This is a genomic window from Streptomyces sp. NPDC003720, assembly GCF_042875075.1.
Taxonomy (GTDB): Bacteria; Actinomycetota; Actinomycetes; order Streptomycetales; family Streptomycetaceae; genus Streptomyces.
The window spans coordinates 315474-336038 of record NZ_JBIANZ010000008.1 but is presented as its reverse complement, the minus strand read 5'-3'; the positions used below and the strand labels follow the sequence as shown (position 1 = coordinate 336038).

Here is a 20565-nt window from a genome sequence, read left to right as displayed (position 1 = left end):
GTCCGCCGCCCAACGCCTCCGCCCAGCCGGTCACCCTCGCCTCACGGCCCCGCACGCCGACTCTCACAAGAAGCTGAGCAGCGCCCCAGCCGGCCGGTCAAGCCTGTTCCGCCGCCCAACGCCTCCGCCCAGCCGGTCACCCTCGCCTCACGGCCCCGCACGCCGACTCTCACAAGAAGCTGAGCAGCGCCCCAGCCGGCCGGTCAGGCAGGCCGTTCCACCGCCGAAAACCCTGTCGCCGAGCCGGACGCCCGCGCCCCCGCCGCGAGCTTCACAAGAGACTGTGCGGCGCCCCGCCGGGCCGGCCAGACCGGTTCCGCCGCCCAACCCCTCCGCCCAGCCGGGCACCCTCGCCCGCCGCGCCCCCAGCTTCAGAAGAGGTGTCCCGCCGACCGCGCCGCGACTCTCAGAAGAGGCTGAGCAGTGCCTCCGCCGGGTCGGTCAGGCTGGTTTCACCGCCGGGGAGGGGGAGTTCGAACCACACCGTCTTGCCGCGTGGCGTGCGCCTCGAACCCCAGGCCGCGCTGAGCAGTCCGACGAGCTGCAGGCCGCGGCCGCCCTCGTCGGTGTCCCGGGCCCGGCGGCGGCGCGGCTGCACGAGTCCGGAGTCCCACACCTCGCACACCAGGGTGCGGTCCAGCAGCAGCCGCAGTCTGATCTCGCCCTCCCCGTAGCGCAGCGCGTTCGTCACCAGCTCGCTGACCAGCAGCTCCGTCGTGTCGACCAGCGGCTCGAGACCCCAGCCGACCAGCTGCGTCCGGGCGTACTCACGGGCCCGCCCCACGCTGCGCGGCTCGCGCGGCAGCGTCCAGTCGCCGACGGACTCGGCGGGCAGCCCCTGGACGCGGGCCATCAGCAGCGCGATGTCGTCCTCGCCGTGATGGGTGTCCAGGGTGTTCAGGACGTGGTCGCAGACGTCCTCCAGGGGCCGGGTGGGGTCGGTGAGCGCGCCCACGAAGGCCTGCAGCCCCTCGTCGAGGGGGTGGTCGCGGGACTCGACCAGACCGTCCGTGTAGAGGGCGAGCAGCGCACCCTCCGGCAGTTCGACCTCGACCTCCTCGAACGGCTCGCCGCCGACGCCGAGCGGCATCCCGGGCGGCACGTCGAGCATCAGGGCCGCCTCGCCGGGCTCCACCAGCACCGGCGGCAGGTGCCCGGCGTTGGCGAACGTACAGCGCCTGGTGACGGAGTCGTAGACGGCGTACACACAGGTCGCGAGGTACACCTCGGAGAGGTCGGCGTCGCGGGGCTGGCGCGCCGCGCGGGTGGCCTGCTGGACGCCGCCGGGGGTGCCGAGGCCGCGGGCGATCTCGTCCAGCGCGGAGAGCACCTCGGCCGGTTCGAGGTCCAGCAGCGCCAGAGTGCGCACCGCCGTGCGGAGTTCGCCCATCGCGACCGCCGCGCGCAGCCCGCGCCCCATGACGTCGCCGACGACCAGCGCGGTGCGGTGTCCGGGGAGTTCGATGACGTCGAACCAGTCGCCGCCGACCTCGGTGGCCGCGTTCCCGGGCAGGTAGCGGCAGGCGATGTCGAGGCCGGAGGCCTCCGGGTCGCCCGGCGGGAGCAGGGAGCGCTGGAGTATCAGCGCCCGCTCGTGCTCACGGCGGTACAGGCGGGCGTTGTCGATGCAGACGGCGGCGCGCGCGGCCAGTTCGACCGCGAGCTCCCGGTCCCGGTCGCCGAACGGCTCGCTGCCCTTCGTACGGGCGAACCGCGCGAGGCCGACGACCGTGTCGTGGGCGACCATCGGCACGGCCAGCGTGGACTGCACGAGTTCCCCGTCCTCCGGCGGCACGTGCTGCGGCCGGGCGGTGCGCAGGGCGTCCGCACAGGGCGAGTTGAAGGGGAAGTGGTGGACCGCGCCGACCTCGACGGCGTCGCCGGAACCGCTGAGCGGCGCGTCGGAGACGGCGCTGGCGAAGGCGACGCGGCGCAGTTCGGCGCTGCCGTCGGTGAGCCCGGGCGGGGTCTCGTCGCCGATGAGCAGCCCCTGGTAGAGGTCGACGGTGGCGAGGTCGCAGAAGCCGGGGACGACGACGTCGAGGAGTTCGCGGGCCGTGGTCTCCAGGTCGAGGGAGTTGCCGATGCGGGCGCCTGCCTCGTTGAGCAGGGCGAGGTTGCGGCGGGCCGCCGCCGCCTCCCGGGCGGCCGCGCGGCGGGCGGTGATGTCGGTGCCCAGCCAGGCGATGCCGATGGGGCGGCCGCTGCCGCTGTGCACCCGGTAGAGGTTGACGGACCAGTGCCGGCGTTCCTCGGAGCCGGGCACGAACCCGGTCACATGCATGTCGGTGATGGAGTCGCCGGTCTCCAGCACCCGCCGCAGCGTGGCCGAAACCCGATCGGCCTCGGCGCGCGGCAGGTAGTCGTGAACTCCCTTTCCCCGGTGGTCGTCCGGGGTTCCGCCGAAGATGGAGGCGAAACGCATGTTGGCCCGACGGACCCTCAGATCCGTGTCGATCAGCAGGAAACCGAACGGTGATTGACCGAAAATCGCCTGCGAGGCGGCGAGGTCCGTCTCGATGCTGCGCAGGGTGCGGACGTCCACCACTATGCAGACGGCGGCCCGCTCCCCCTCGGCGGTCCGGGTGGGCATGACGTAGACCTCGGCGATGCCTTCCTCGCCGCGGGCGCCGTCCGGCCCGTCCGGCATCCGGAAGGGCACCACCCCGGTCCACTCCCGGCCGTCGAGGATCTCGGCCATCTTCCGCTGGCTGCGCTCGCGCAGGTCGGAGTCGACGAACGCCTCGATCGGGTCCATCCCCACGGCGCGTTCGGCGGGGATGCCGAAGAGCTGCTCGGCGCGCAGGCTCCACTGGTCGACCAGCCCACCGGGACCGATGGAGAAGGACGCGACCCTGATGTAGTCGTAGATGGAGCCGGGCGGACTGCTCTGCCACATGGCGTCGCCCGGCCCGCCCGCGTGGCGTGCGGCCTGGTCACTAGCGCCGTCCGACGGGTCCTCGGACTCCGTGGCCTTCGCTGGTATCTCGCTCACGCGAACCGTCCCCTCCAGCTCACCGCACCCGGCACCGGTCACCGGGGGCGGCTGCCCGCAGTATCCAGCACTACGGCGCCGCACAACACGGTGTTCACGATCACAGCTCGGTCGAGGTGCTTTTCGGACCGGGCCGCGACAACACTTCCAGTCTTCTAACCAGGTAACACGGCCTCGAATCACGTACTCCCGCCCCGGTCGCCGGGCGGCCCCGCGGGATGGACGGCGGGCGCCGGGATGTACACCGCGCTCAGCCGGGCACCGCCAGCTCGAACCAGACGGTCTTTCCGCCGCCGCCGGGCCGGGTTCCCCAGCGGCGCGCGGCGCCGGCCACCAGCTGCAGGCCGCGGCCGCTCTCGTCCTCGGGTTGGGCGACTCGCTCGCGCGGCGGGTCGGGGAGCGGGTCGGACACCTCGACCAGCAGCGTGTCGCCGAGCCGCGTGGGCCGCACCAGCCGTACGCCGATGGGGCCGGTGGCGTGCCGCAGGGAATTGGTCACCAGCTCACTCACCAGCAGCGCGGCGAGGTCGGCGACGCAGTCGAGGTCCCAGCCGCGCAGTTGGCCGCGGACCGCGCCACGGGCCTTGCGCACGACGTCCGGCTCCGCGGGGAAAATCCACTCGGCGCAGTCGCCATCGGTGTCGATCACGCCGATCACTTCCCAGGCCAGCGAGCCCACCCATGTCCGTTTTCATGGGGTTAATGGGCACATACCCGGTATCCAGGGGGCAGTACCGCGCCGGGCGGCGCACTGTGGTGCGAACGGCGTAGGGCCCCGCAGCGCGGTACCCCGCCTGCGGTCGCGGGCTCCGGTCAGTGCGCTTCCGCGCCGAGACGGGCGGCGACCTCGCTGACCGCGGGGACGTCCTGTTCCAGCCAGGGCACCTCCCAGAGCCGGTCGGGCGTGAGCCAGCGCAGTTCGTCGTGGTCCTGCAGGGGCCGGGGGGCGGCGGAGCCGGCGCGCAGCCGGGCGGTCCACACCCGCAGTACATACGGGGACTTCAGCGGCCACTCCCCCGGTACGCGCTCGACGGGCTCGGCGTCGATGCCGAGCTCCTCGGCCAGTTCACGCGTCAGGGCGTCCTCGGGCCGCTCGCCTGGCTCGACCTTGCCGCCGGGCAGTTCCCAGCGCCCGGCCAGCTCGGGGGGTGCGCTGCGGCGCGCGGCGAGCAGTCGGCCGGCGTCGAGGAGGGCGGCTCCCACCACCACGATCCGGTCCGTCATGGGGCGATCCGTCATGGGACGGAGCCTACGGGACGGTCCGGCAGGTCAGTTGTGGACGCCGTTCCCGTTCTGGCCGATGCGCTCGACCCAGTAGAGCTGCTTGTGTCCGTGGTCGTCGAGGCTGTCGGCGATCTTCTGGGCCTCGGCCCGGGTCGCGTACCGTCCCACGCGGTAGCGGTTGCCGTTGTCGTCCTGACGTATCACGAGCCAGGGCAGGGAGACGCCCGTGCCCTCACTCATGGCCCCCACCGTTCCTTCTCGCACCGCCCCGCCCTCCCTCGCACTCGGGCGCCCGCCGTGCCCCGCCCCAGGAAACCGCAGTCCGCATATGCCCGAGCGTACGCCCAACCTTCACGGAGCGAATACGTCTTTTCACAAAGAGGTACGCAACCAGCCAGAACGCAGGGGGCGCACGATCGCGAACGCGCCGTCCCCCGTGCTGTTGTCGTGGGTCGGAGGCGTTTCGGGCGCACCGCGATCACCTGGGAGAACGGCCGGATTGCAGCGGCGGCGTGGCACCGGGTGCCAGTGCGCGCGGTGGATCGCGGGCCCGTGGTGTGAGCCGGGGTGTGCGCTACTTCACGGGCAGGTGGTACGCGGCGCGATACCGGTCGGCCGGGATCACGACGTCGGCGGTCTCCACGGGGCGTCCGGAGGCGAAGTAGGTGCGCTGGATGACGAGGACCACATGGCCGGGGACGCCGCCGAGAACGTGCAGCTCCTCGGCGAGGCCGGGGCGCGCGCCCACCTCCTCGGTGACGTTGTCCACGATGACGTCGATGGCCCGCATCCGCTCCACCACGCCCATGCCGCCGAGCGGTCCCTCCTCGGGCAGCATCACCGGGGTGCGGCCGGTGACGGCGAGGGGCTCCCAGGAGGTGGAGAGCATCATGGCCTCCCCCGCCTCCCTGAACAGGTACTTCGTGCGCATGACCCGCGCGCCGGGCTCGACGCCGAGCCGCTCGGCGATGACGGCGCCGGCCGTGGTCTGCGCGCTGCTGGACTCCCAGGTGCCGCGCACCGAGGCGTCGGCCTGCTCCTGCCGGAAGGGCGTGGCCCCCGCCGAGGGGCGGAAGCCGGAGCGGGCCACACTCCGCGGCACCGGCCGCTCGCGCACGTACGTCCCCGAGCCGGAGCGCCCCTCCACCAGGCCCTCGGCCATCAGGACCTTGCGGGCCTCCAGCGCGACGGTGTCCGAGACCCCGTACTCCTCGCGGATGCGGGCCTGGGAGGGGAGCCGGGTATGGGGAGGCAGTGAACCGTCGACGATCTTCTTGCGGAGATCACCCGCGACACGCAAGTACGCCGGCTGCTCACCGAAAGTCACTGGCCGCTCCCATCAGGTTGTACAGACAGCAACAGCCTGGCAACCGTGGGTTGTCCCGTGCAAGCAAAGGCCAGAGAATCACTCGATGTGATGACAAGGGGCCGGAGAGGGCTTCACCCAGGCACTTTCTCCCCGCTGTGGCCGCGGCCACACCTCCGCGCGATCACCACGGCCGTGGCGTGGTTCAGACCGCCATGCCGCCGCCACCGTCGGAGCCGCCGTCCCCCGTGCCGCCCCTGGCGTGACCGTGGCCGGACGGCGGGGTGGTCTCCAGCCCCAGGGCCCTGCGCACGGGCACCCCCTCCTTGGGGTCGAGCAGCCGCAGACCGGTGTCGTAGTGCCGGTAGAACGCATCGGCGTCCGCCGCCTTCGCGACCTTCGCCCACTCGGTGCGCGCCCGGTCCAGATCGGCGGCCAGGACGGTGACCGGCTTCCGGGCGCCGACGGGCCACTCGTGCCCGCGCAGCGACCGGGCCTGCTCGCCCAGGGCCGCGGAGATGCGCCCGGCCCACGCCTTGTGCCCCGGCAGGTCGTCCTCGACGTAGTCCGCTTCCGGCGCCGACTCCAGGGCCGCGTTCAGGGTGTGGGCGGCCCGGAGGTAGGCGACCTGGTCGGCGTCGAGGACGGTCGCGTCGTTGCGCAGCGAGCCGGTGAGGTCCGCGCCCTCGGCCGCGTTGCCGAAGACGCAGGTGACCTCGCGGTCCCCGGCCGACCAACTGTGCTCGGTGGGGGTGAAGTAGTAGACGTCGACGTCGTCGGGCACGGCCCAGGCGTCCATGGCGTAGCCGTCCCGCAGCCCGTAGCAGCGCTTGTCGGCGGTGCCGCTCACCGAGTCGTCGCCGGGGTAACCGCCGTCCCGCAGCCGGAACGAGGCGAAGACCTCGCCGTCGTGCTCCCCGGAGCAGGGCACCCCGGTCACGACACCGTCCCCGCCGCTCAGCCTCCCGCCGGGCACGTCGAAGCAATCCCCCTTCACCAGTGAGGAGTTCGCGCCTTCCCGCGCCCCTTCCTTCACTCCCTCCCAGAAGCTGGACGCGCCGCCCGTGGCCAGCATGAGCGCCCACAGCGCGAGCCCGATCCCGGACAGCACCGAGCCGCCCACCGCCAGCCCCGATCCGCGCTCGCCCCGCCGCCGGATCTGCCGCAGCGCGATCAGGCCGAACACCAGGCCCACGCCCGGCAGACAGCACAGCACGCCGAACACCAGGGAGGTGACGGCGAGTCCGTTGACGGGGGCGGGCCGGTTGTAGGGGCTGTAGCCCTGAGCCCACGGCTGGTACCCCGGCCCCGGCGGATACGCCGGCGACCCGTGCGGCCCCTGCGGGTACTGCGGCTGCGGCGGCTGGTACGGCCCGTGCGGCTGCTGGGGGCCGGGGGGCGGTGGTATGGACACCGGTACGGTGCTCCTCTTTCGGGCGGCGACAGCGCGGGTCCGGCGGACAGCCGGCTACTGGGCTGATGGGGCTGCGCGCATGTTAAACCGCGCCGAGCCGGCACCGGTCGGCGTGGCCGCCCATTCCTCAGCCTCCGCTGAGCCGACACGGAAGGGTCGGGCTCACCGAGCCCGACCCTGCTTCGCGCGCTGAAACAGCTCGACCAGGCAACTCAGCCGCCCTGCTGTTGCTGCTGTTGCTGCTGCTGCTGTTGCTGCTGTTGCTGCTGTTGCTGCTGTTGTTGTTGCTGTTGCTGCTGTTGTTGTTGCTGTTGCTGCTGCTGTTGTTGCTGCTGCTGCTGTTGCTGCTGTTGCTGCTGCTGTTGCTGCTGCTGCTGCTGTTGCTGCTGGCCCTTCCCACCTTGTTGTTGCTGCTGTTGTTGCTGCTGCTGTTGCTGCTGCTGTTGCTGCTGCTGCTGCTGTTGCTGCTGTTGCTGCTGCTGCTGCTGCTGTTGCTGCTGTTGCTGCTGTTGCTGCTGCTGTTGCTGCTGCTGTTGCTGCTGTTGCTGCTGCTGCTGCTGCTGCTGTTGCTGCTGCTGCTGACCCTGGCGGTTAGGCGTGCACGGGCGCTCCGGAGCGAGGTCCGTGGTCGCGGGCGCCTTCTGGTGGGCCGATGCCACCACAGCCGCGGGAGGTGCAGCACCGGCCGTTTCCCCAGCGAAACTCGCCGGGAACGCCAGAGCAGCGATGAGCGCTGGGCTGAGCCGGATGAGGTACCGCTTGCCACGCATGACCTTTCTCCCTTCGACCAGCGGAACGAAAGACAGTCGCTCGTTCATGGCCGGCGCCCGTGAATCAGCACCACGCAACAGTCGAACGCCGCTTTCAGCAGCAGGATCACATGCGCCATATCCCGCGACAAGAAACCGGGCATCATAGGACTCGGGGTTATCGGTAACTACGGACCCCAGTCAGGTCCGCCGAGGTCAGGGGAAGTGGAACGCCCCACAACAGCCGCCGCGAACAACGGCCTTCAAGACAGCCGTGCGCGCAGCGGCTCCGCGGCCGGGGCCTGATCGCCGGACGTCGGCCCCCGGCTGGACTTCCCACGCGCGGAACACAGAAACCGACTATCCTATGAGTAGGGGTATTTGGCTATAAGCCTCCGCATAAATAGCCCATCAGAGGGAACGCCGGATGAATGACGACCCACGGCGAGCGGAGCTCGCGGACTTCCTCAGAACGCGTCGGCTGGCCCTCCAACCGGAAGAGGTCGGTCTTCCGCCACGCACATCGCGGCGAACCCCCGGGCTCCGCCGCGAAGATGTCGCCGATCTGGCGGGTATCAGCTCGTGCTGGTACTCCCAACTCGAGCAGGCCCGGGACATCAGGGTCTCCGACCATGTCCTCAACTCCCTCGCCGGGGCCCTTCGTCTCAACGGTGAGGAACACGACTATCTTCTGACCCTGGCGAGCGAGGATGGCCGTACCAGCGCCACCGTACCTACGAATGGTGTGCCGCCGACGCTCCAGCGCATCCTCGACAGTCAACTCCCGCATCCCGCGTTCGCCCTCGGTCCCCGATTCAATATTCTCGCCTGGAACCAGGCGCGAACCGTTGTGTACGGCGATCTGGCTGCGACAACTCCGTCGCACCGTCATCTGCTGAGGTTGTTCTTCAGCGACCACATGCGTGAACTGATTCAGAATTGGGAGCCGAGCGCCCGCTCGATACTCGCCGAATTCCGCTCGGCGACCGGACTGTACGTGCACGAACCGTGGTTCACCACGCTGGTCCACGAACTCAGCGAATGCAGCGCGGATTTCCGTGCATGGTGGCGGCAGCACGAAATCGGAAGGCAACGCGTCACCACCCGCGAGGTCAGGCATCCTCTGGTCGGCCGCATGATGCTGGAGGAGACCGCGCTCCTCGTCGACGACCGCTCGGGCCGGCGGGTCATTCTGGAGACTCCCCAGCCCGGCACCGGTACCGAGGACAAACTGACGGCGCTCACCTGGCGATACCACCCGGTGCAAACCCCGCCGTACCGCGCGCTGGGACAGGCTCTGAGGTGAGGACGCCGGGTGCGGAACCGGTTCGGATCCGCCTCCCCGCGCCCGCGTCACCCGCGGCGGTGGACGGGCTCGGCCGGTTTCTCGGCTATCGGCGGTATGGGCCGCCAGCTCTGTGTCAAGCTCTGCGCCCACCGCACCGAACGCCTCGCTCGGTCGACCAGCCAGAGCAGCACGGCGGTCGGCAGGAAGAAGACGTCCGCCGTGATCATGGCCAGAGCGAAGAATGGCAGGCCGAGCAGGATGCCGATGCCCACGTGCATGGACGCCATGATCGCAACCATCACGGTTCGCAGCCGTCTGTTGAACAGCGTGAAGGGAAAGGCGACTTCGACGATCACGGTGCCGTAGGTCAGCAGCAGGACGACGAGGCTGCTGCTCGCGACCGCGTGGGAGAGAGCGGGCCACGGGGAGACGTTGCCGAGGTTAAGCACGTAGTAGAGCGCCGTGCCGTCCTGCCACTGGGCGCCTTGGATCTTGTACCAGCCGGAGGTCGCGTAGATCAGGCACACCTGGATCGCGACCATGAGCAGCGCACCCGCGTGTACCACGTTTCCGACCATCCCCATCACAGCGCGCGGTTCTCCCGGGGCGTAGCGGCGCACCGCCCACCACGCCAGTTGCGCGGCTGCGAAGCCCCAGAGCAGGAAGGCCCAGCCCGCGCCCAGTGCACCCAGCCCGGTGAACAGTGCGAGCACGACGGTGAGCGACGCCCACAGGGCGATTCCGGCGACGTCCCGGCCACCGTGCCGATCGTCGGCCGGGCGCCGGGCGTCCAGGGACCAGACCTGGCCGCAGCGCGCGAACACCAGGTAGATGGCCATGATGTGAATGACGTTGTCGCCGCCGTTGCCCACGAAGGGGTTGCGGTTCTGAATCGCCAGCACACCGAGCAGGAACAGCAGTGATGCGGTACGGGTCCGCCAGCCGACGAGCATCATCACCGCCACGGCGATCGCCGCCAGGTAGACGAGTTCGAACCACAGTCGGCCGTCGTGCCAGAGAAGCACGGTGAAGGCACCGTTCGTGGCGTTCCAGTCATGGGCCATGTCCCAGCCCCACGGACTTCCCGGCCCGTAGAGCACGTCGCGGTGCACCCACTCGCGTAGCAGCAGGATCAGCCAGGTGAACGAGAGACCGATTCGGATGACCGCCGCCTGGTACGGGGCGACGGGAGCGCTCGTGACTCGTTCCAGGCCCCGCCGGACACCGCTGCCGACGCGGCGCCGCAGACGCGTGTCCTGGGGCGGTGCGGACCCGCGCCCGGGTGTCGAGGAGTGAGCGCTCACTGGAAGTCCTCCGCCCTGACGGTCCACCACGGCTCGACCAGATAGCCGGTCGTGGTGTTCACGTACCCGCTGCTCCCGGGAGGCGCCGCGATGGGCGTACTGGCCGAGCGCAGCTGTATCGACTGCACCGTGCCACCTTCGACATACCGCCCGAAGCGCTGGGCGGCGGTCCGCAGCAGGTACTGCTGCATCTTCTGCCCGTACGGGCCGGCCGGCCGGCCCCGGTCATCGAGCGAGGAAACGAAGTTCGCCCAGGCGTTGCGGAGTTGGTTCTGCTGCGCCGCACTGGGGAACGGGTTGTGCCTGATCCAGCCCTCGTCCAACGCGGTCAGATCGACCCATGGGGTGGTGTACGCGGCCCCGTTGGGCCGCACGACCTTCACCCGGGCCTGCACATGGGTGTTCGCCGACGTCGGCTCAGGAGCGAAGAACTTCCAGTTCTGCGTGAACTCGGGGTACGCGTACTTGGCGATTCCCGCGGCGTGCTGCCGGGAGAGCGCGTTGGAGGGGGCGACGCCAAGGAACAGCACTACCGAGTGCACGGCGACCGCGACCAGGACACCCACCACCGAGAGCGCCATGACGGCCAGCGACACCGGGGAGAGACCTCGGATCCCGGCCGCTCCGTGGCCACGGTCGGTCGGCCGTCCCTCGTCCTGATCCACACGTACCCGAGCCTGTCCGGCTGGCGGTTCCGCCGGCCGTGGCTCCTCCGAAGCCCTCACATCAGGCGGGCGCATTGCCTTGTGGTTTCTGCGTCTTCATGATCATCCTCGCGAACATGAGCGCGCGGACACGCTGCCGTTGCGCGGCGCGGCCACATATTCTCGGTGTGATTTCTCCCCGATGCGACGAACAACGCTCGTCCCGTCACCGACTCGGTCGATCGGGGGAAGTGAGACCGGAACTTGTGCGACGGACCTGGGCCCACGGTGAAATGCTTCCAGGCGGGCTTCCTATCAAGCCGATCGCCGGGCGATCCGCAGGCGGTCCACTTACGAATCTACGTCGTTTCCCGCGATGTTCAACTCGGCGAGGGAGTCGACCCGTCGCCGTCCGGAGACGAGAAGGGGCCGGGGTCTCCTGAGCCCGGCCCTCCTCGTGCGCGATCACACGTTGAAGCGGAACTCCACCACGTCGCCGTCCTGCATCACGTAGTCCTTGCCCTCCATGCGGGCCTTGCCCTTGGCGCGGGCCTCGGCGACCGAGCCCGTCTCGACCAGGTCGTCGAAGGAGATGACCTCGGCCTTGATGAAGCCCTTCTGGAAGTCCGTGTGGATCACACCGGCCGCCTCGGGAGCCGTGGCGCCCTTCTTGATCGTCCAGGCGCGGGACTCCTTGGGGCCGGCCGTGAGGTAGGTCTGCAGGCCGAGGGTGTTGAAGCCGACGCGGGCGAGGGTGGCGAGGCCGGGCTCCTCGGCGCCGACCGACTCCAGGAGCTCCAGCGCGTCCTCCTCGTCCAGCTCGGCGAGGTCCTGCTCCAGCTTGGCGTTGAGGAAGATCGCCTCGGCGGGGGCGACCAGGGCGCGCTGCTCGTTCTTGAAGTCCTCGTCGACCAGCTCGTCCTCGTCGACGTTGAAGACGTAGAGGAACGGCTTGGTGGTGAGCAGGTGCAGGTCGTGCAGCAGCTCGTTGCGCTCGGTGCCCTGGACGATGCCATGGGCGAAGAGCGTGTCGCCCTTCTCCAGGATCTCCTTGGCCTCCTCGACGGCCTTGACCTTGGGGGCCACGTCCTTCTTGATCCGGGACTCCTTCTGGAGCCGCGGCAGGACCTTCTCGATGGTCTGGAGGTCGGCGAGGATCAGCTCGGTGTTGATCGTCTCGATGTCGTCCTTCGGCGAGACCTTGCCGTCGACGTGGACGACGTTCTCGTCCTTGAAGGCGCGGATGACCTGGCAGATCGCGTCGGACTCGCGGATGTTCGCCAGGAACTTGTTGCCCAGGCCCTCGCCCTCGGAGGCGCCGCGCACGATGCCGGCGATGTCGACGAAGTCGACCGTGGCCGGGAGGATGCGCTCCGACTTGAAGATCGACGCCAGCTTGGCCAGGCGGCCGTCGGGGACACCGACCACGCCGACGTTCGGCTCGATCGTGGCGAACGGGTAGTTGGCCGCCAGCACGTCGTTCTTGGTCAGGGCGTTGAACAGGGTCGACTTGCCGACATTCGGCAGGCCGACGATTCCGATCGTGAGCGACACGTTGCGACTTCCCGTAGATGAGAGGGGCCAGGGGCTGCCAGGGGCCAGAGACACTGGCCGATCCACCAGTCTACGGCGTCCGCGACAGCGGGTTCGCGGGAGCGCGGGACCTCCGGCCGGGCCCTGCTCACCGGCGTGTCTGAGGGCCGATTCAGCACATAAACAGACCTAGGTTGGTCCAATGGAGCAGCGCAGAAGCCGACCCCCGAACAACGGAAAGCGCCGCGGGACACCGCCCGCGTCGCTGCCGCCGCAGTCGCGCCGGCCGGTGCCGCGCGGGGCGCGGGCCACGGACGGACGGCCGGCGGGCGCCGGGGGCCCGGACGGGCGGCCGGCGGGGCTGCGGCTCACCGGGCTCGGCGGGGGGCTGTTCTGCGCGGCGGCGATGCTCCTGCTCGGACTGCTGGACCAGCTGATGTTCGGCGCGTCCCTGACGCTGTACGGCGTGCTGTTCCTGCCGGTGTGCGTGCTGACCGCGCTGTGGGTGCGCGGCGGTGACGTGCTCACCGCCCCGGTCGTCGTGCCGATCGCCTTCGCGGCGGGCCTGTTCCCCGTCGCGGACGGCAGCGGGGGGCTGCTGGGACGGCTCATGGGGCTGGTCACGGGCCTCGCCACGCAGGCGGGCTGGCTGTACGGGGGGACGCTGCTCGCGGGGGTGATCGTGCTGGTGCGCCGGGTGCTGTGGGTGCGGGCCCGCCGGGGCCGTGCCTGACCGGCGGGTCCCGCCGCGTTCCGCCACGGGCCCGGGCCCGTGGCGGCCTCGTGGCCCGCGGGCTAGTCCCCGAGCCGCGCCTGTGCCTGCGCCGCGTGCATCGCCGCCCCGACGATGCCCGCGTTGTTCTGGAGCTGGGCCGGCACGATCTCGGCCTTGACGCCCTCGATGAGGTGCAGGAACTTGTCCGCCTTGCGGCTGACCCCGCCGCCGACGATGAACAGCTCGGGCGAGAAGAGCATCTCGACGTGCGCGAGGTACTTCCCGACCCGGCGCGCCCACTGCTCCCAGCTCAGGTCGTGGTCCTCCTTGGCCTTGCTGGAGGCCCGCTTCTCGGCCTCGTGGCCGTTCAGCTCGAGGTGGCCGAGCTCGGTGTTGGGGACCAGGACGCCGTCCACGAAGACGGCGCTGCCGATGCCGGTGCCGAAGGTGAGCAGGATGACCGTGCCCCGCCGGTCCCGGCCGGCGCCGAACTGCATCTCGGCGACGCCCGCCGCGTCCGCGTCGTTGACCACGGTCACCGGCAGGCCGCCCAGCCGGCCGCCGAACAACGCGCGCGCGTCCGTGTCGATCCAGCTCTTGTCCACGTTGGCCGCCGTACGGACGGTCGCGCCGCCCGTGACCACCCCGGGGAAGGTCAGGCCCACCGGGCCGGTCCAGCCGAAGTGCTCCACGACCTGCTTCACCCCGTCGGCGACGCCGTCGGGCGTCGCCGGGTGCGGGGTGAGCACCTTGCAGCGCTCCTGGGCCAGGTCCCCCTTGTCCAGGTCCACAGGGGCGCCCTTGATCCCGGATCCGCCGATGTCCACGCCGAAGATCTGCATGGCACCACGTTACGACGTGCGACGTACGGTCACGTCAGGAGCCGCCGGTCCGGCCCGGACGCACCGGTCACTCCCCGGCGGCGCCGGTCCCGCCGCGCTCGGCGACCAGGGTCGCCGCCTCGTCGCGCAGGTCGCGGCGCAGTTCCTTGGGCAGCGAGAAGGTGATGGACTCCTCGGCCGCCTTGACGATCTCCACGTCCCCGTAGCCGCGCGCCGCGAGCCACTCCAGGACCTGCTCGACCAGCACCTCGGGGACGGAAGCGCCGGAGGTGACGCCGACGGTCGTCACGCCCTCCAGCCAGGCCTCGTCGATCTCGTCGGCGAAGTCCACCAGGTAGGCGTCGCGGGCGCCGGCGAGCTTGGCGACCTCGACGAGCCGCTTGGAGTTCGAGGAGTTGCGCGAGCCGACGACGATGACCAGCTCGGCCTCGGCGCCCATCTGCTTCACGGCGAGCTGGCGGTTCTGCGTGGCGTAGCAGATGTCGTCGCTCGGCGGGGAGACGAGACCGGGGAACTTCGTCTTCAGGGCGTCGACGGTCTCCATGGTCTCGTCCACGGAGAGGGTGGTCTGGGACAGCCAGACGACCTTCGAGGGGTCGCGGACCTCGACCTTGGCGACGTCCTCGGGGCCGTCGACGAGCTGGATGTGCTCGGGGGCCTCGCCGGAGGTGCCGATGACCTCCTCGTGGCCCTCGTGCCCGATCAGCAGGATGTCGTAGTCGTCATTGGCGTACCGGACGGCTTCCTTGTGGACCTTGGTGACCAGCGGGCAGGTGGCGTCGATGGTGGCGAGCCGGCCCTGGCGGGCCTCCTCGTGCACCACCGGCGCGACGCCGTGCGCGGAGAACATCACGATGTTCCCCGGCGGCACCTCCTCCGTCCGCTCGACGAAGACGGCGCCCTTCCTCTCCAGGGTCTGCACGACGTACTTGTTGTGGACGATCTCGTGCCGGACGTAGATCGGGGCCCCGTACTGCTCCAGGGCCTTCTCGACGGCGATCACGGCGCGGTCGACACCGGCGCAGTAGCCCCGGGGGGCGGCGAGCAGGACACGGCGGCCAGACGAAGCGGTCATGGGACCCATCGTAAGGGTGCGTTCACCGGCTCCGGGATCACGTGCCCGCGCGGCCGCCGTCCGCCTCCCGCCTCCGGTCCGCCGCGGGCGCGCGTGCGGGCGGGGCCTTTTGTCGGTGCCCGCCGTTACGCTCGCGGCATGGCTGTGAACACGTCGCCCGAGACGCCCCTGCCCGTCGGTGAGGTCTCGCGGCTCATCGGGAGGTGGATCGACCGGCTGGGCGCGGTGTGGGTCGAGGGGCAGATCACGCAGCTCTCGCGGCGGCCGGGCGCCGGGGTGGTGTTCCTGACCCTGCGGGACCCCTCGCACGACATCTCCGTCAGCGTGACGTGCTACCGGCAGGTGTTCGACGCCGTGGCCGACGTGGTCGGCGAGGGCGCCCGGGTCGTCGTCCTGGCGAAGCCGGAGTGGTACGCGCCGCGCGGACAGCTCTCGCTGCGGGCCGCCGAGATACGGCCGGTGGGCGTGGGGGAGCTGCTGGCCCGGCTGGAGCAGCTCAAGAAGGCGCTGGCGGCCGAGGGGCTGTTCGCGCCGGAGCGCAAGAAGCCGCTGCCCTTCCTCCCGCAGCTCGTCGGGCTGGTGTGCGGGCGGGCCTCCGCCGCGGAGCGCGACGTGCTGGAGAACGCCCGCCACCGCTGGCCCGCCGTCCGCTTCGAGGTGCGCAACGTGGCCGTGCAGGGGGTGCACGCCGTGCCGCAGGTCGTGCAGGCGGTCAAGGAGCTGGACGCGCTGGACGACGTGGACGTCATCGTGGTGGCCCGGGGCGGCGGCAGCGTGGAGGACCTGCTGCCCTTCTCCGACGAGCAGCTCGTGCGGGCGGTGGCCCAGTGCCGTACGCCCGTGGTGTCCGCCATCGGGCACGAGCCGGACAATCCGCTGCTCGACCATGTGGCCGACCTGCGGGCCTCCACCCCGACCGACGCCGCCAAGAAGGTCGTGCCGGACGTGGGCGAGGAGTTCGAGCGGGTGCGGATGCTGCGGGACCGGGCCCGGCGGTGCGTGTCGGCGGCCGTGGAACGGGAGGAGCGGGGGCTGGCGCACGCGCTCGCGCGGCCCTCGATGGAGGACCCGCACCGGATGGTCGACGAGCGCGCCGACCATGTGGCGTCGCTGCTGGACCGCGGCCGGCGCACCCTCGGCCACCTCCTGGACCGTGCCGACTCCGAGCTGACGCACACGCACGCGCGCGTGGTGGCCCTTTCCCCGGCGGCCACCCTGAAGCGCGGTTACGCGGTGCTGCAGCGTGCGGACGGGCACGTGGTGCGCGACCCGGAGGAAGTGACCGGGGGCGAGGCGCTGCGGGCGCGGGTGGCCGAGGGCGAGTTCGGGGTGCGAGTCGATGTCTAGGGTGGGTGGGATGAGCAGCAAGGTGGACGAGGCGCTGTCGTACGAGCAGGCCCGGGACGAGTTGATCGAAGTCGTACGGCGGCTGGAGACGGGCGGTACGTCGCTCGAGGAGTCCCTGGCGCTGTGGGAGCGGGGCGAGGAGCTGGCCAAGGTGTGCAGGCGCTGGCTGGAGGGGGCGCGGGCCCGGCTGGACGCGGCGCTGGCCGAGGAGGCCGGGGAGGAGGAGGACGCCGAGTAGCGCGGCGGCGGCCCGCGCTGTGCCGGGTCTCACCCCGCCGACGGTTTGGTTGAAGGTTGAACTTTGCCGTAGGGTCGTACGCGTCAGCCGGTCCGCCCCCGGACCAAAGCGCACCCGAGGAAGGCACGCATGTCTCTCGTTCTTGACCCCGCCGCCCAGGACCTGCTGTTCCGCGAGGCCCGCACCGCGAACACCTTCACCGACGAGCCGGTGACCGAGGAGCAGGTCCAGGCGATCTACGACCTGGTCAAGTACGGCCCGACCGCCTTCAACCAGACCCCGCTGCGCATCACCCTGGTCCGCTCCCCCGAGGCCCGCGAGCGCCTGGTGAAGCACATGTCCGAGGGCAACCAGGCCAAGACCGCCGCCGCCCCGCTGGTCGCGATCCTCTCCGCGGACAACGAGTTCCACGAGGAGCTGCCGGCCCTGTTCCCGGCCTTCCCGCAGGCCAAGGACGTCTTCTTCGCCGAGCGCCCGGTCCGCGAGGGCTCCGCCGCGATGAACGCCGCGCTCCAGGCCGGCTACTTCATCGTCGGCGTCCGCGCCGCCGGGCTCGCCGCCGGCCCGATGACCGGCTTCGACTTCGAGGGCGTCCGCAAGGAGTTCCTGGACGACGACCACACCCCGCTCATGGTCGTCAACATCGGCCGTCCGGGCCCGGACGCCTGGTACCCGCGCTCCCCGCGCCTGGCGTACGAGGACGTCGTCACGACCGTCTGAACCCGCGCGACGTGAAGAGGCCCCCGGCTACGCGCCGGGGGCCTCTTCACGTGCGCGTCGAAGCGCTCAGGACAACTTCAGGGCCGCCGCCATCTTCGTCAGCCGGTCGAAGGGAGCCGTGCCGGCCACCACCGTGGTGGAGCCGGGGGTGTCCTCCAGGACCAGGGCGTCGTAGCGGCCGCCGGTGTACCGGGTCCAGGTGCGGCCGCCGATCCGCTCGGTCCGCTCCGTCGCCTTCGCGCCCTGGCTGGCCTGGGCGATGAAGTCGGACCGCTTCTGAGTCGACTGCTCGACCTGCACGTACTGACCCTCGGGATCCTGGAAGCCGAGGTGCCAGCGGTCGGAGTTCTCGCCCTGGAAGCGCACCGAGGTCGCCTTCCAGGCGCCGGGCAGGCCCTCGGGCGCGGCCACCGGGTAGCTCGCGGCACGGCGCGCCGTGTCCAGCTCGACCTGGTAGTCGACCCGCCTGATGTCGGGAGCGTGATCGTCGTGCGGGACGAAGACGTAGATGACCGCCGCCGCGATCCCGATGAGGCCCAGGGAGAGGATCATGTCCCGGACCGTCTTCTGCTTGCCGTTGGAACCTGCCACGCCCTCTATCGTCGCAGGTGCCGGGAGCGCTCATCCGTGGGGTCCCCTGCTCATTTTGTCCGCCCAACGATAGAGTCGGGACCAACACCCTCATCCGGCCGTCGTCGTATCAGAAAGGTGCGCTCCGATGACCGAGAATCATCATCTGCCGTCCGAGCTCGATGTGCCCTCCGAGGCACCCGACCGCAACCTCGCCCTGGAGCTCGTCCGGGTGACCGAAGCAGCCGCCATGGCCGCCGGCCGCTGGGTCGGGCGCGGTGACAAGAACGGCGCCGACGGCGCCGCGGTGCGCGCCATGCGGACCCTCGTCTCGACCGTCTCGATGAACGGCGTCGTCGTCATCGGTGAGGGCGAGAAGGACGAGGCCCCGATGCTCTTCAACGGGGAGCACGTGGGCGACGGCACCGGACCCGAGGTGGACATCGCCGTCGACCCGATCGACGGCACCACCCTGACCGCCAAGGGCATGCCCAACGCGATCGCGGTCCTGGCCGCCGCCGAGCGCGGCGCCATGTTCGACCCGTCCGCCGTGTTCTACATGGACAAGCTGGTCACCGGCCCCGAGGCCGCCGACTTCGTCGACATCAACGCGCCCGTGTCGGTGAACATCCGCCGGGTCGCCAAGGCCAAGCGCCGCACGCCCGAGGACGTCACGGTCGTCATCCTGGACCGGCCCCGGCACGAAGGCATCATCAAGGAGATCCGCGACACCGGCGCGCGCATCAAGCTGATCTCCGACGGCGACGTCGCGGGCTCCATCCTCGCCCTGCGCGAGGGCACCGGCATCGACCTGCTGCTCGGCATCGGCGGCACCCCGGAGGGCATCATCTCGGCCTGCGCCGTGAAGTGCCTGGGCGGCACCATCCAGGGCAAGCTGTGGCCCAAGGACGACGAGGAGCGGGCGCGCGCCGTCGACGCGGGGCACGACCTGGACCGCGTCCTGACCACGGAGGACCTGGTCACCGGCGAGAACGTGTTCTTCGTCGCCACCGGCATCACCGACGGCGAACTGATGCGCGGCGTGCGGTACCGGTCGGAGACCGCCACCACCGACTCGATCGTGATGCGCTCGAAGTCCGGCACCGTGCGGCGGATCGACTCCGAGCACCGGCTGAGCAAGCTGCGGGCCTACAGCGCGATCGACTTCGACCGGGCGAAGTGACCCGGGCGGGGTGAACCCCGCTTCCCCGAGAAGCACCCGGAAAGCAATGGGCGCCCTCTGTGCGGAGAGGGCGCCCGTTCCGGTTCTCAGCCGGCTATGCGGTCCGTCGTCGCCCGGGCCGTCTTCTTCAGCTCCAGGTCCCGCCGGCGGCGACGCGCCAGCACCACGCGGCGTTCGGCGGCCGTGAGGCCGCCCCAGACGCCGTACGGCTCGGGCTGGAGCAGGGCGTGCTCGCGGCACTCGACCATGACGGGGCAGCGCGCGCAGACGCGCTTGGCCGCCTCCTCGCGGGACAGCCGGGCGGCCGTGGGCTCCTTGGACGGGGCGAAGAACAGGCCGGCCTCGTCACGCCGGCACACCGCCTCGGTGTGCCAGGGGGCTTCTTGATCCCTGTCTCGCACTGGCACCCGCTGGGCCGGAACGGCAGCTACCTGCAGGGACGAATGCGGCGGTTGCAGCACGGTCTACTCCTGACGACGGCTTCGCGAGCGAGCGACGATGCAGCAAGGCCTACCCGCTGTGCGCGCGCCTATGCACAGCGTTTCCGACCGCGAGCGCGCGTCGTCCGTTTCACGCCCCCACGCGCCCGCCGGTGACCGGACGGCGCCCGTCCGGTCACCGGGGGATTCGCGACCGTCAACGGTCCAGGTGTCTGCGCAGCTTCCGGTCGACCTTGCCCTGGACGCGGTCGAGGATGTCGGCCACGAGTCTGCCGCGCTTGGGCCGCGCCTCCACGTTGCCCAGCACGGCCCAGCCGTCGACATAGATCACGGGCGCCTCCGATTCGACCGAATCCAGCGGGGCCACCTCGAAGTTGCCCAGCACGCCGCCCCCGGTCCCGCGCAGCGAGACGTTCTCCGGGACGCGGATCTGCACGTCGCCGAAGACCGAGACGGCCTTGATGACGACCTGCTGGTACTCGAAGACCGCCTCGCTCAGGTCGATCTCGACGCTGCCGAAGACGGCGTAGGCGTGCAGCCGGCGCCCGGCCCGCCAGCGGCCCCGCCGCATGGCACTGCTGAAGACGGCCACCACGTTGGCGTCCGCCTCGGCCGGTATCGCGCCGGGAGCCGGACGGGGCGGCACGGACGCGTAGGCCGGCGCCGCTGGGCCCTGATGGGCCGCGGGCAGATCCCGGATGAAGACCTCCAGCTCGCCGACCGTCTTGGCGTGCAGCACGCCCTCGACGCGCTCGGCGTGCTCGTCCGCTGTCAGCCGGCCCTCGGCCAGGGCCTCGCGGAGGATGTCGGCGACGCGGTCGCGGTCGGCGTCCGAGGCGCGCAGGTCGGCGGGGGCAGGGGCCCCGTCCCGGGCTGGGGCGTGCTTCTGAAGGTCCACGGCAGCAGCGTACCGAAACGCGATAGATCGCGACTAGGGGTGTGGACAACCATGGGCGTGTCGAACTGAGCCTCACCTCA

The 20565-nt window shown here is 71.0% G+C and carries 21 protein-coding genes; 7 read left to right on the top strand and 14 right to left on the bottom strand.

What is annotated here, in order from left to right:
* Positions 1-406 precede the first annotated feature (406 nt).
* The 6 genes from ACFYU0_RS23740 to ACFYU0_RS23715 all read right to left on the bottom strand — a co-directional run bounded on the left by ACFYU0_RS23740 (position 407) and on the right by ACFYU0_RS23715 (position 6939).
* Positions 407-2995, bottom strand: coding sequence for a SpoIIE family protein phosphatase (locus ACFYU0_RS23740; RefSeq protein ID WP_351662344.1), 2589 nt, complete (start codon positions 2993-2995; stop codon positions 407-409).
* A gap of 250 nt (positions 2996-3245) precedes the next feature.
* Positions 3246-3674 carry an ATP-binding protein gene (locus tag ACFYU0_RS23735; RefSeq protein WP_389303983.1) on the bottom strand — a complete coding sequence of 143 codons (429 nt, stop codon included), beginning with the start codon at positions 3672-3674 and terminating at the stop codon, positions 3246-3248.
* Positions 3675-3808: 134 nt separating this feature from the next.
* Positions 3809-4219: a (deoxy)nucleoside triphosphate pyrophosphohydrolase gene (locus ACFYU0_RS23730; protein WP_389304129.1), complete on the bottom strand. Its 411-nt coding sequence runs from the start codon at positions 4217-4219 to the stop codon at positions 3809-3811.
* 45 nt (positions 4220-4264) lie between these two features.
* Entirely contained in the window at positions 4265-4459 is a 195-nt protein-coding gene (locus ACFYU0_RS23725; RefSeq protein WP_351662338.1) for an SPOR domain-containing protein, read from the bottom strand.
* A 334-nt stretch (positions 4460-4793) separates the two neighbouring features.
* Complete coding sequence (locus tag ACFYU0_RS23720) at positions 4794-5546, bottom strand: GntR family transcriptional regulator (protein WP_351662336.1); 753 nt, start codon at positions 5544-5546, stop codon at positions 4794-4796.
* A 184-nt stretch (positions 5547-5730) separates the two neighbouring features.
* Positions 5731-6939 carry a DUF4190 domain-containing protein gene (locus ACFYU0_RS23715; protein ID WP_389303980.1) on the bottom strand — a complete coding sequence of 403 codons (1209 nt, stop codon included), beginning with the start codon at positions 6937-6939 and terminating at the stop codon, positions 5731-5733.
* A gap of 227 nt (positions 6940-7166) precedes the next feature.
* Here ACFYU0_RS23715 and ACFYU0_RS23710 point away from each other — a divergent pair, with 227 nt between their 5' ends.
* Entirely contained in the window at positions 7167-7772 is a 606-nt protein-coding gene (locus ACFYU0_RS23710; protein ID WP_389303978.1) for a hypothetical protein, read from the top strand.
* Between the two features lie 343 nt (positions 7773-8115).
* Positions 8116-8994 carry a helix-turn-helix transcriptional regulator gene (locus tag ACFYU0_RS23705; RefSeq protein WP_389303976.1) on the top strand — a complete coding sequence of 293 codons (879 nt, stop codon included), beginning with the start codon at positions 8116-8118 and terminating at the stop codon, positions 8992-8994.
* Between the two features lie 47 nt (positions 8995-9041).
* Here the strand turns inward: ACFYU0_RS23705 and ACFYU0_RS23700 are convergent, their stop codons facing one another.
* The 3 genes from ACFYU0_RS23700 to ychF all read right to left on the bottom strand — a co-directional run bounded on the left by ACFYU0_RS23700 (position 9042) and on the right by ychF (position 12478).
* Complete coding sequence (locus ACFYU0_RS23700) at positions 9042-10040, bottom strand: HTTM domain-containing protein (protein WP_389303974.1); 999 nt, start codon at positions 10038-10040, stop codon at positions 9042-9044.
* A gap of 236 nt (positions 10041-10276) precedes the next feature.
* Positions 10277-10876 (bottom strand): DUF5819 family protein, encoded by a 600-nt coding sequence (locus ACFYU0_RS23695; RefSeq protein WP_389303972.1) that lies wholly within the window; start codon positions 10874-10876, stop codon positions 10277-10279.
* Positions 10877-11389: 513 nt separating this feature from the next.
* Positions 11390-12478 (bottom strand): redox-regulated ATPase YchF, encoded by a 1089-nt coding sequence (gene ychF / locus ACFYU0_RS23690; RefSeq protein ID WP_351662321.1) that lies wholly within the window; start codon positions 12476-12478, stop codon positions 11390-11392.
* A 181-nt stretch (positions 12479-12659) separates the two neighbouring features.
* Here ychF and ACFYU0_RS23685 point away from each other — a divergent pair, with 181 nt between their 5' ends.
* Positions 12660-13190: a DUF6542 domain-containing protein gene (locus tag ACFYU0_RS23685; protein WP_351662318.1), complete on the top strand. Its 531-nt coding sequence runs from the start codon at positions 12660-12662 to the stop codon at positions 13188-13190.
* Between the two features lie 62 nt (positions 13191-13252).
* Here the strand turns inward: ACFYU0_RS23685 and ppgK are convergent, their stop codons facing one another.
* Together ppgK and ACFYU0_RS23675 are read right to left on the bottom strand one after the other, a co-directional pair.
* Positions 13253-14014 carry a polyphosphate--glucose phosphotransferase gene (ppgK, locus tag ACFYU0_RS23680; RefSeq protein ID WP_351662315.1) on the bottom strand — a complete coding sequence of 254 codons (762 nt, stop codon included), beginning with the start codon at positions 14012-14014 and terminating at the stop codon, positions 13253-13255.
* 67 nt (positions 14015-14081) lie between these two features.
* Positions 14082-15098, bottom strand: a complete 1017-nt coding sequence (locus tag ACFYU0_RS23675) for a 4-hydroxy-3-methylbut-2-enyl diphosphate reductase (protein ID WP_351662312.1) — start codon at positions 15096-15098, stop codon at positions 14082-14084.
* Positions 15099-15227: 129 nt separating this feature from the next.
* On the opposite strand from ACFYU0_RS23675, the gene xseA reads away from it, so the two are divergent.
* The 3 genes from xseA to ACFYU0_RS23660 all read left to right on the top strand — a co-directional run bounded on the left by xseA (position 15228) and on the right by ACFYU0_RS23660 (position 17394).
* The gene (gene xseA / locus ACFYU0_RS23670) at positions 15228-16436 is read left to right on the top strand and encodes an exodeoxyribonuclease VII large subunit (protein WP_389303968.1); all 1209 of its coding nucleotides are present in this window, start codon (positions 15228-15230) and stop codon (positions 16434-16436) included.
* Between the two features lie 10 nt (positions 16437-16446).
* Positions 16447-16674, top strand: a complete 228-nt coding sequence (locus ACFYU0_RS23665) for an exodeoxyribonuclease VII small subunit (RefSeq protein WP_389303966.1) — start codon at positions 16447-16449, stop codon at positions 16672-16674.
* A gap of 129 nt (positions 16675-16803) precedes the next feature.
* Positions 16804-17394 (top strand): malonic semialdehyde reductase, encoded by a 591-nt coding sequence (locus ACFYU0_RS23660; protein WP_351662304.1) that lies wholly within the window; start codon positions 16804-16806, stop codon positions 17392-17394.
* 66 nt (positions 17395-17460) lie between these two features.
* Here ACFYU0_RS23660 and ACFYU0_RS23655 read toward each other — a convergent pair whose 3' ends face one another.
* Positions 17461-17985, bottom strand: a complete 525-nt coding sequence (locus ACFYU0_RS23655) for a DUF4245 domain-containing protein (RefSeq protein WP_351662301.1) — start codon at positions 17983-17985, stop codon at positions 17461-17463.
* A 127-nt stretch (positions 17986-18112) separates the two neighbouring features.
* Between ACFYU0_RS23655 and glpX the strand changes: the two genes are divergently transcribed.
* Positions 18113-19147: a class II fructose-bisphosphatase gene (gene glpX / locus ACFYU0_RS23650; RefSeq protein ID WP_143627361.1), complete on the top strand. Its 1035-nt coding sequence runs from the start codon at positions 18113-18115 to the stop codon at positions 19145-19147.
* Between the two features lie 86 nt (positions 19148-19233).
* Here the strand turns inward: glpX and ACFYU0_RS23645 are convergent, their stop codons facing one another.
* Positions 19234-19608, bottom strand: coding sequence for a WhiB family transcriptional regulator (locus ACFYU0_RS23645; protein ID WP_351662297.1), 375 nt, complete (start codon positions 19606-19608; stop codon positions 19234-19236).
* 175 nt (positions 19609-19783) lie between these two features.
* Positions 19784-20485 carry a DUF1707 domain-containing protein gene (locus ACFYU0_RS23640; protein WP_389303963.1) on the bottom strand — a complete coding sequence of 234 codons (702 nt, stop codon included), beginning with the start codon at positions 20483-20485 and terminating at the stop codon, positions 19784-19786.
* Between the last annotated feature and the right edge of the window lie 80 nt (positions 20486-20565).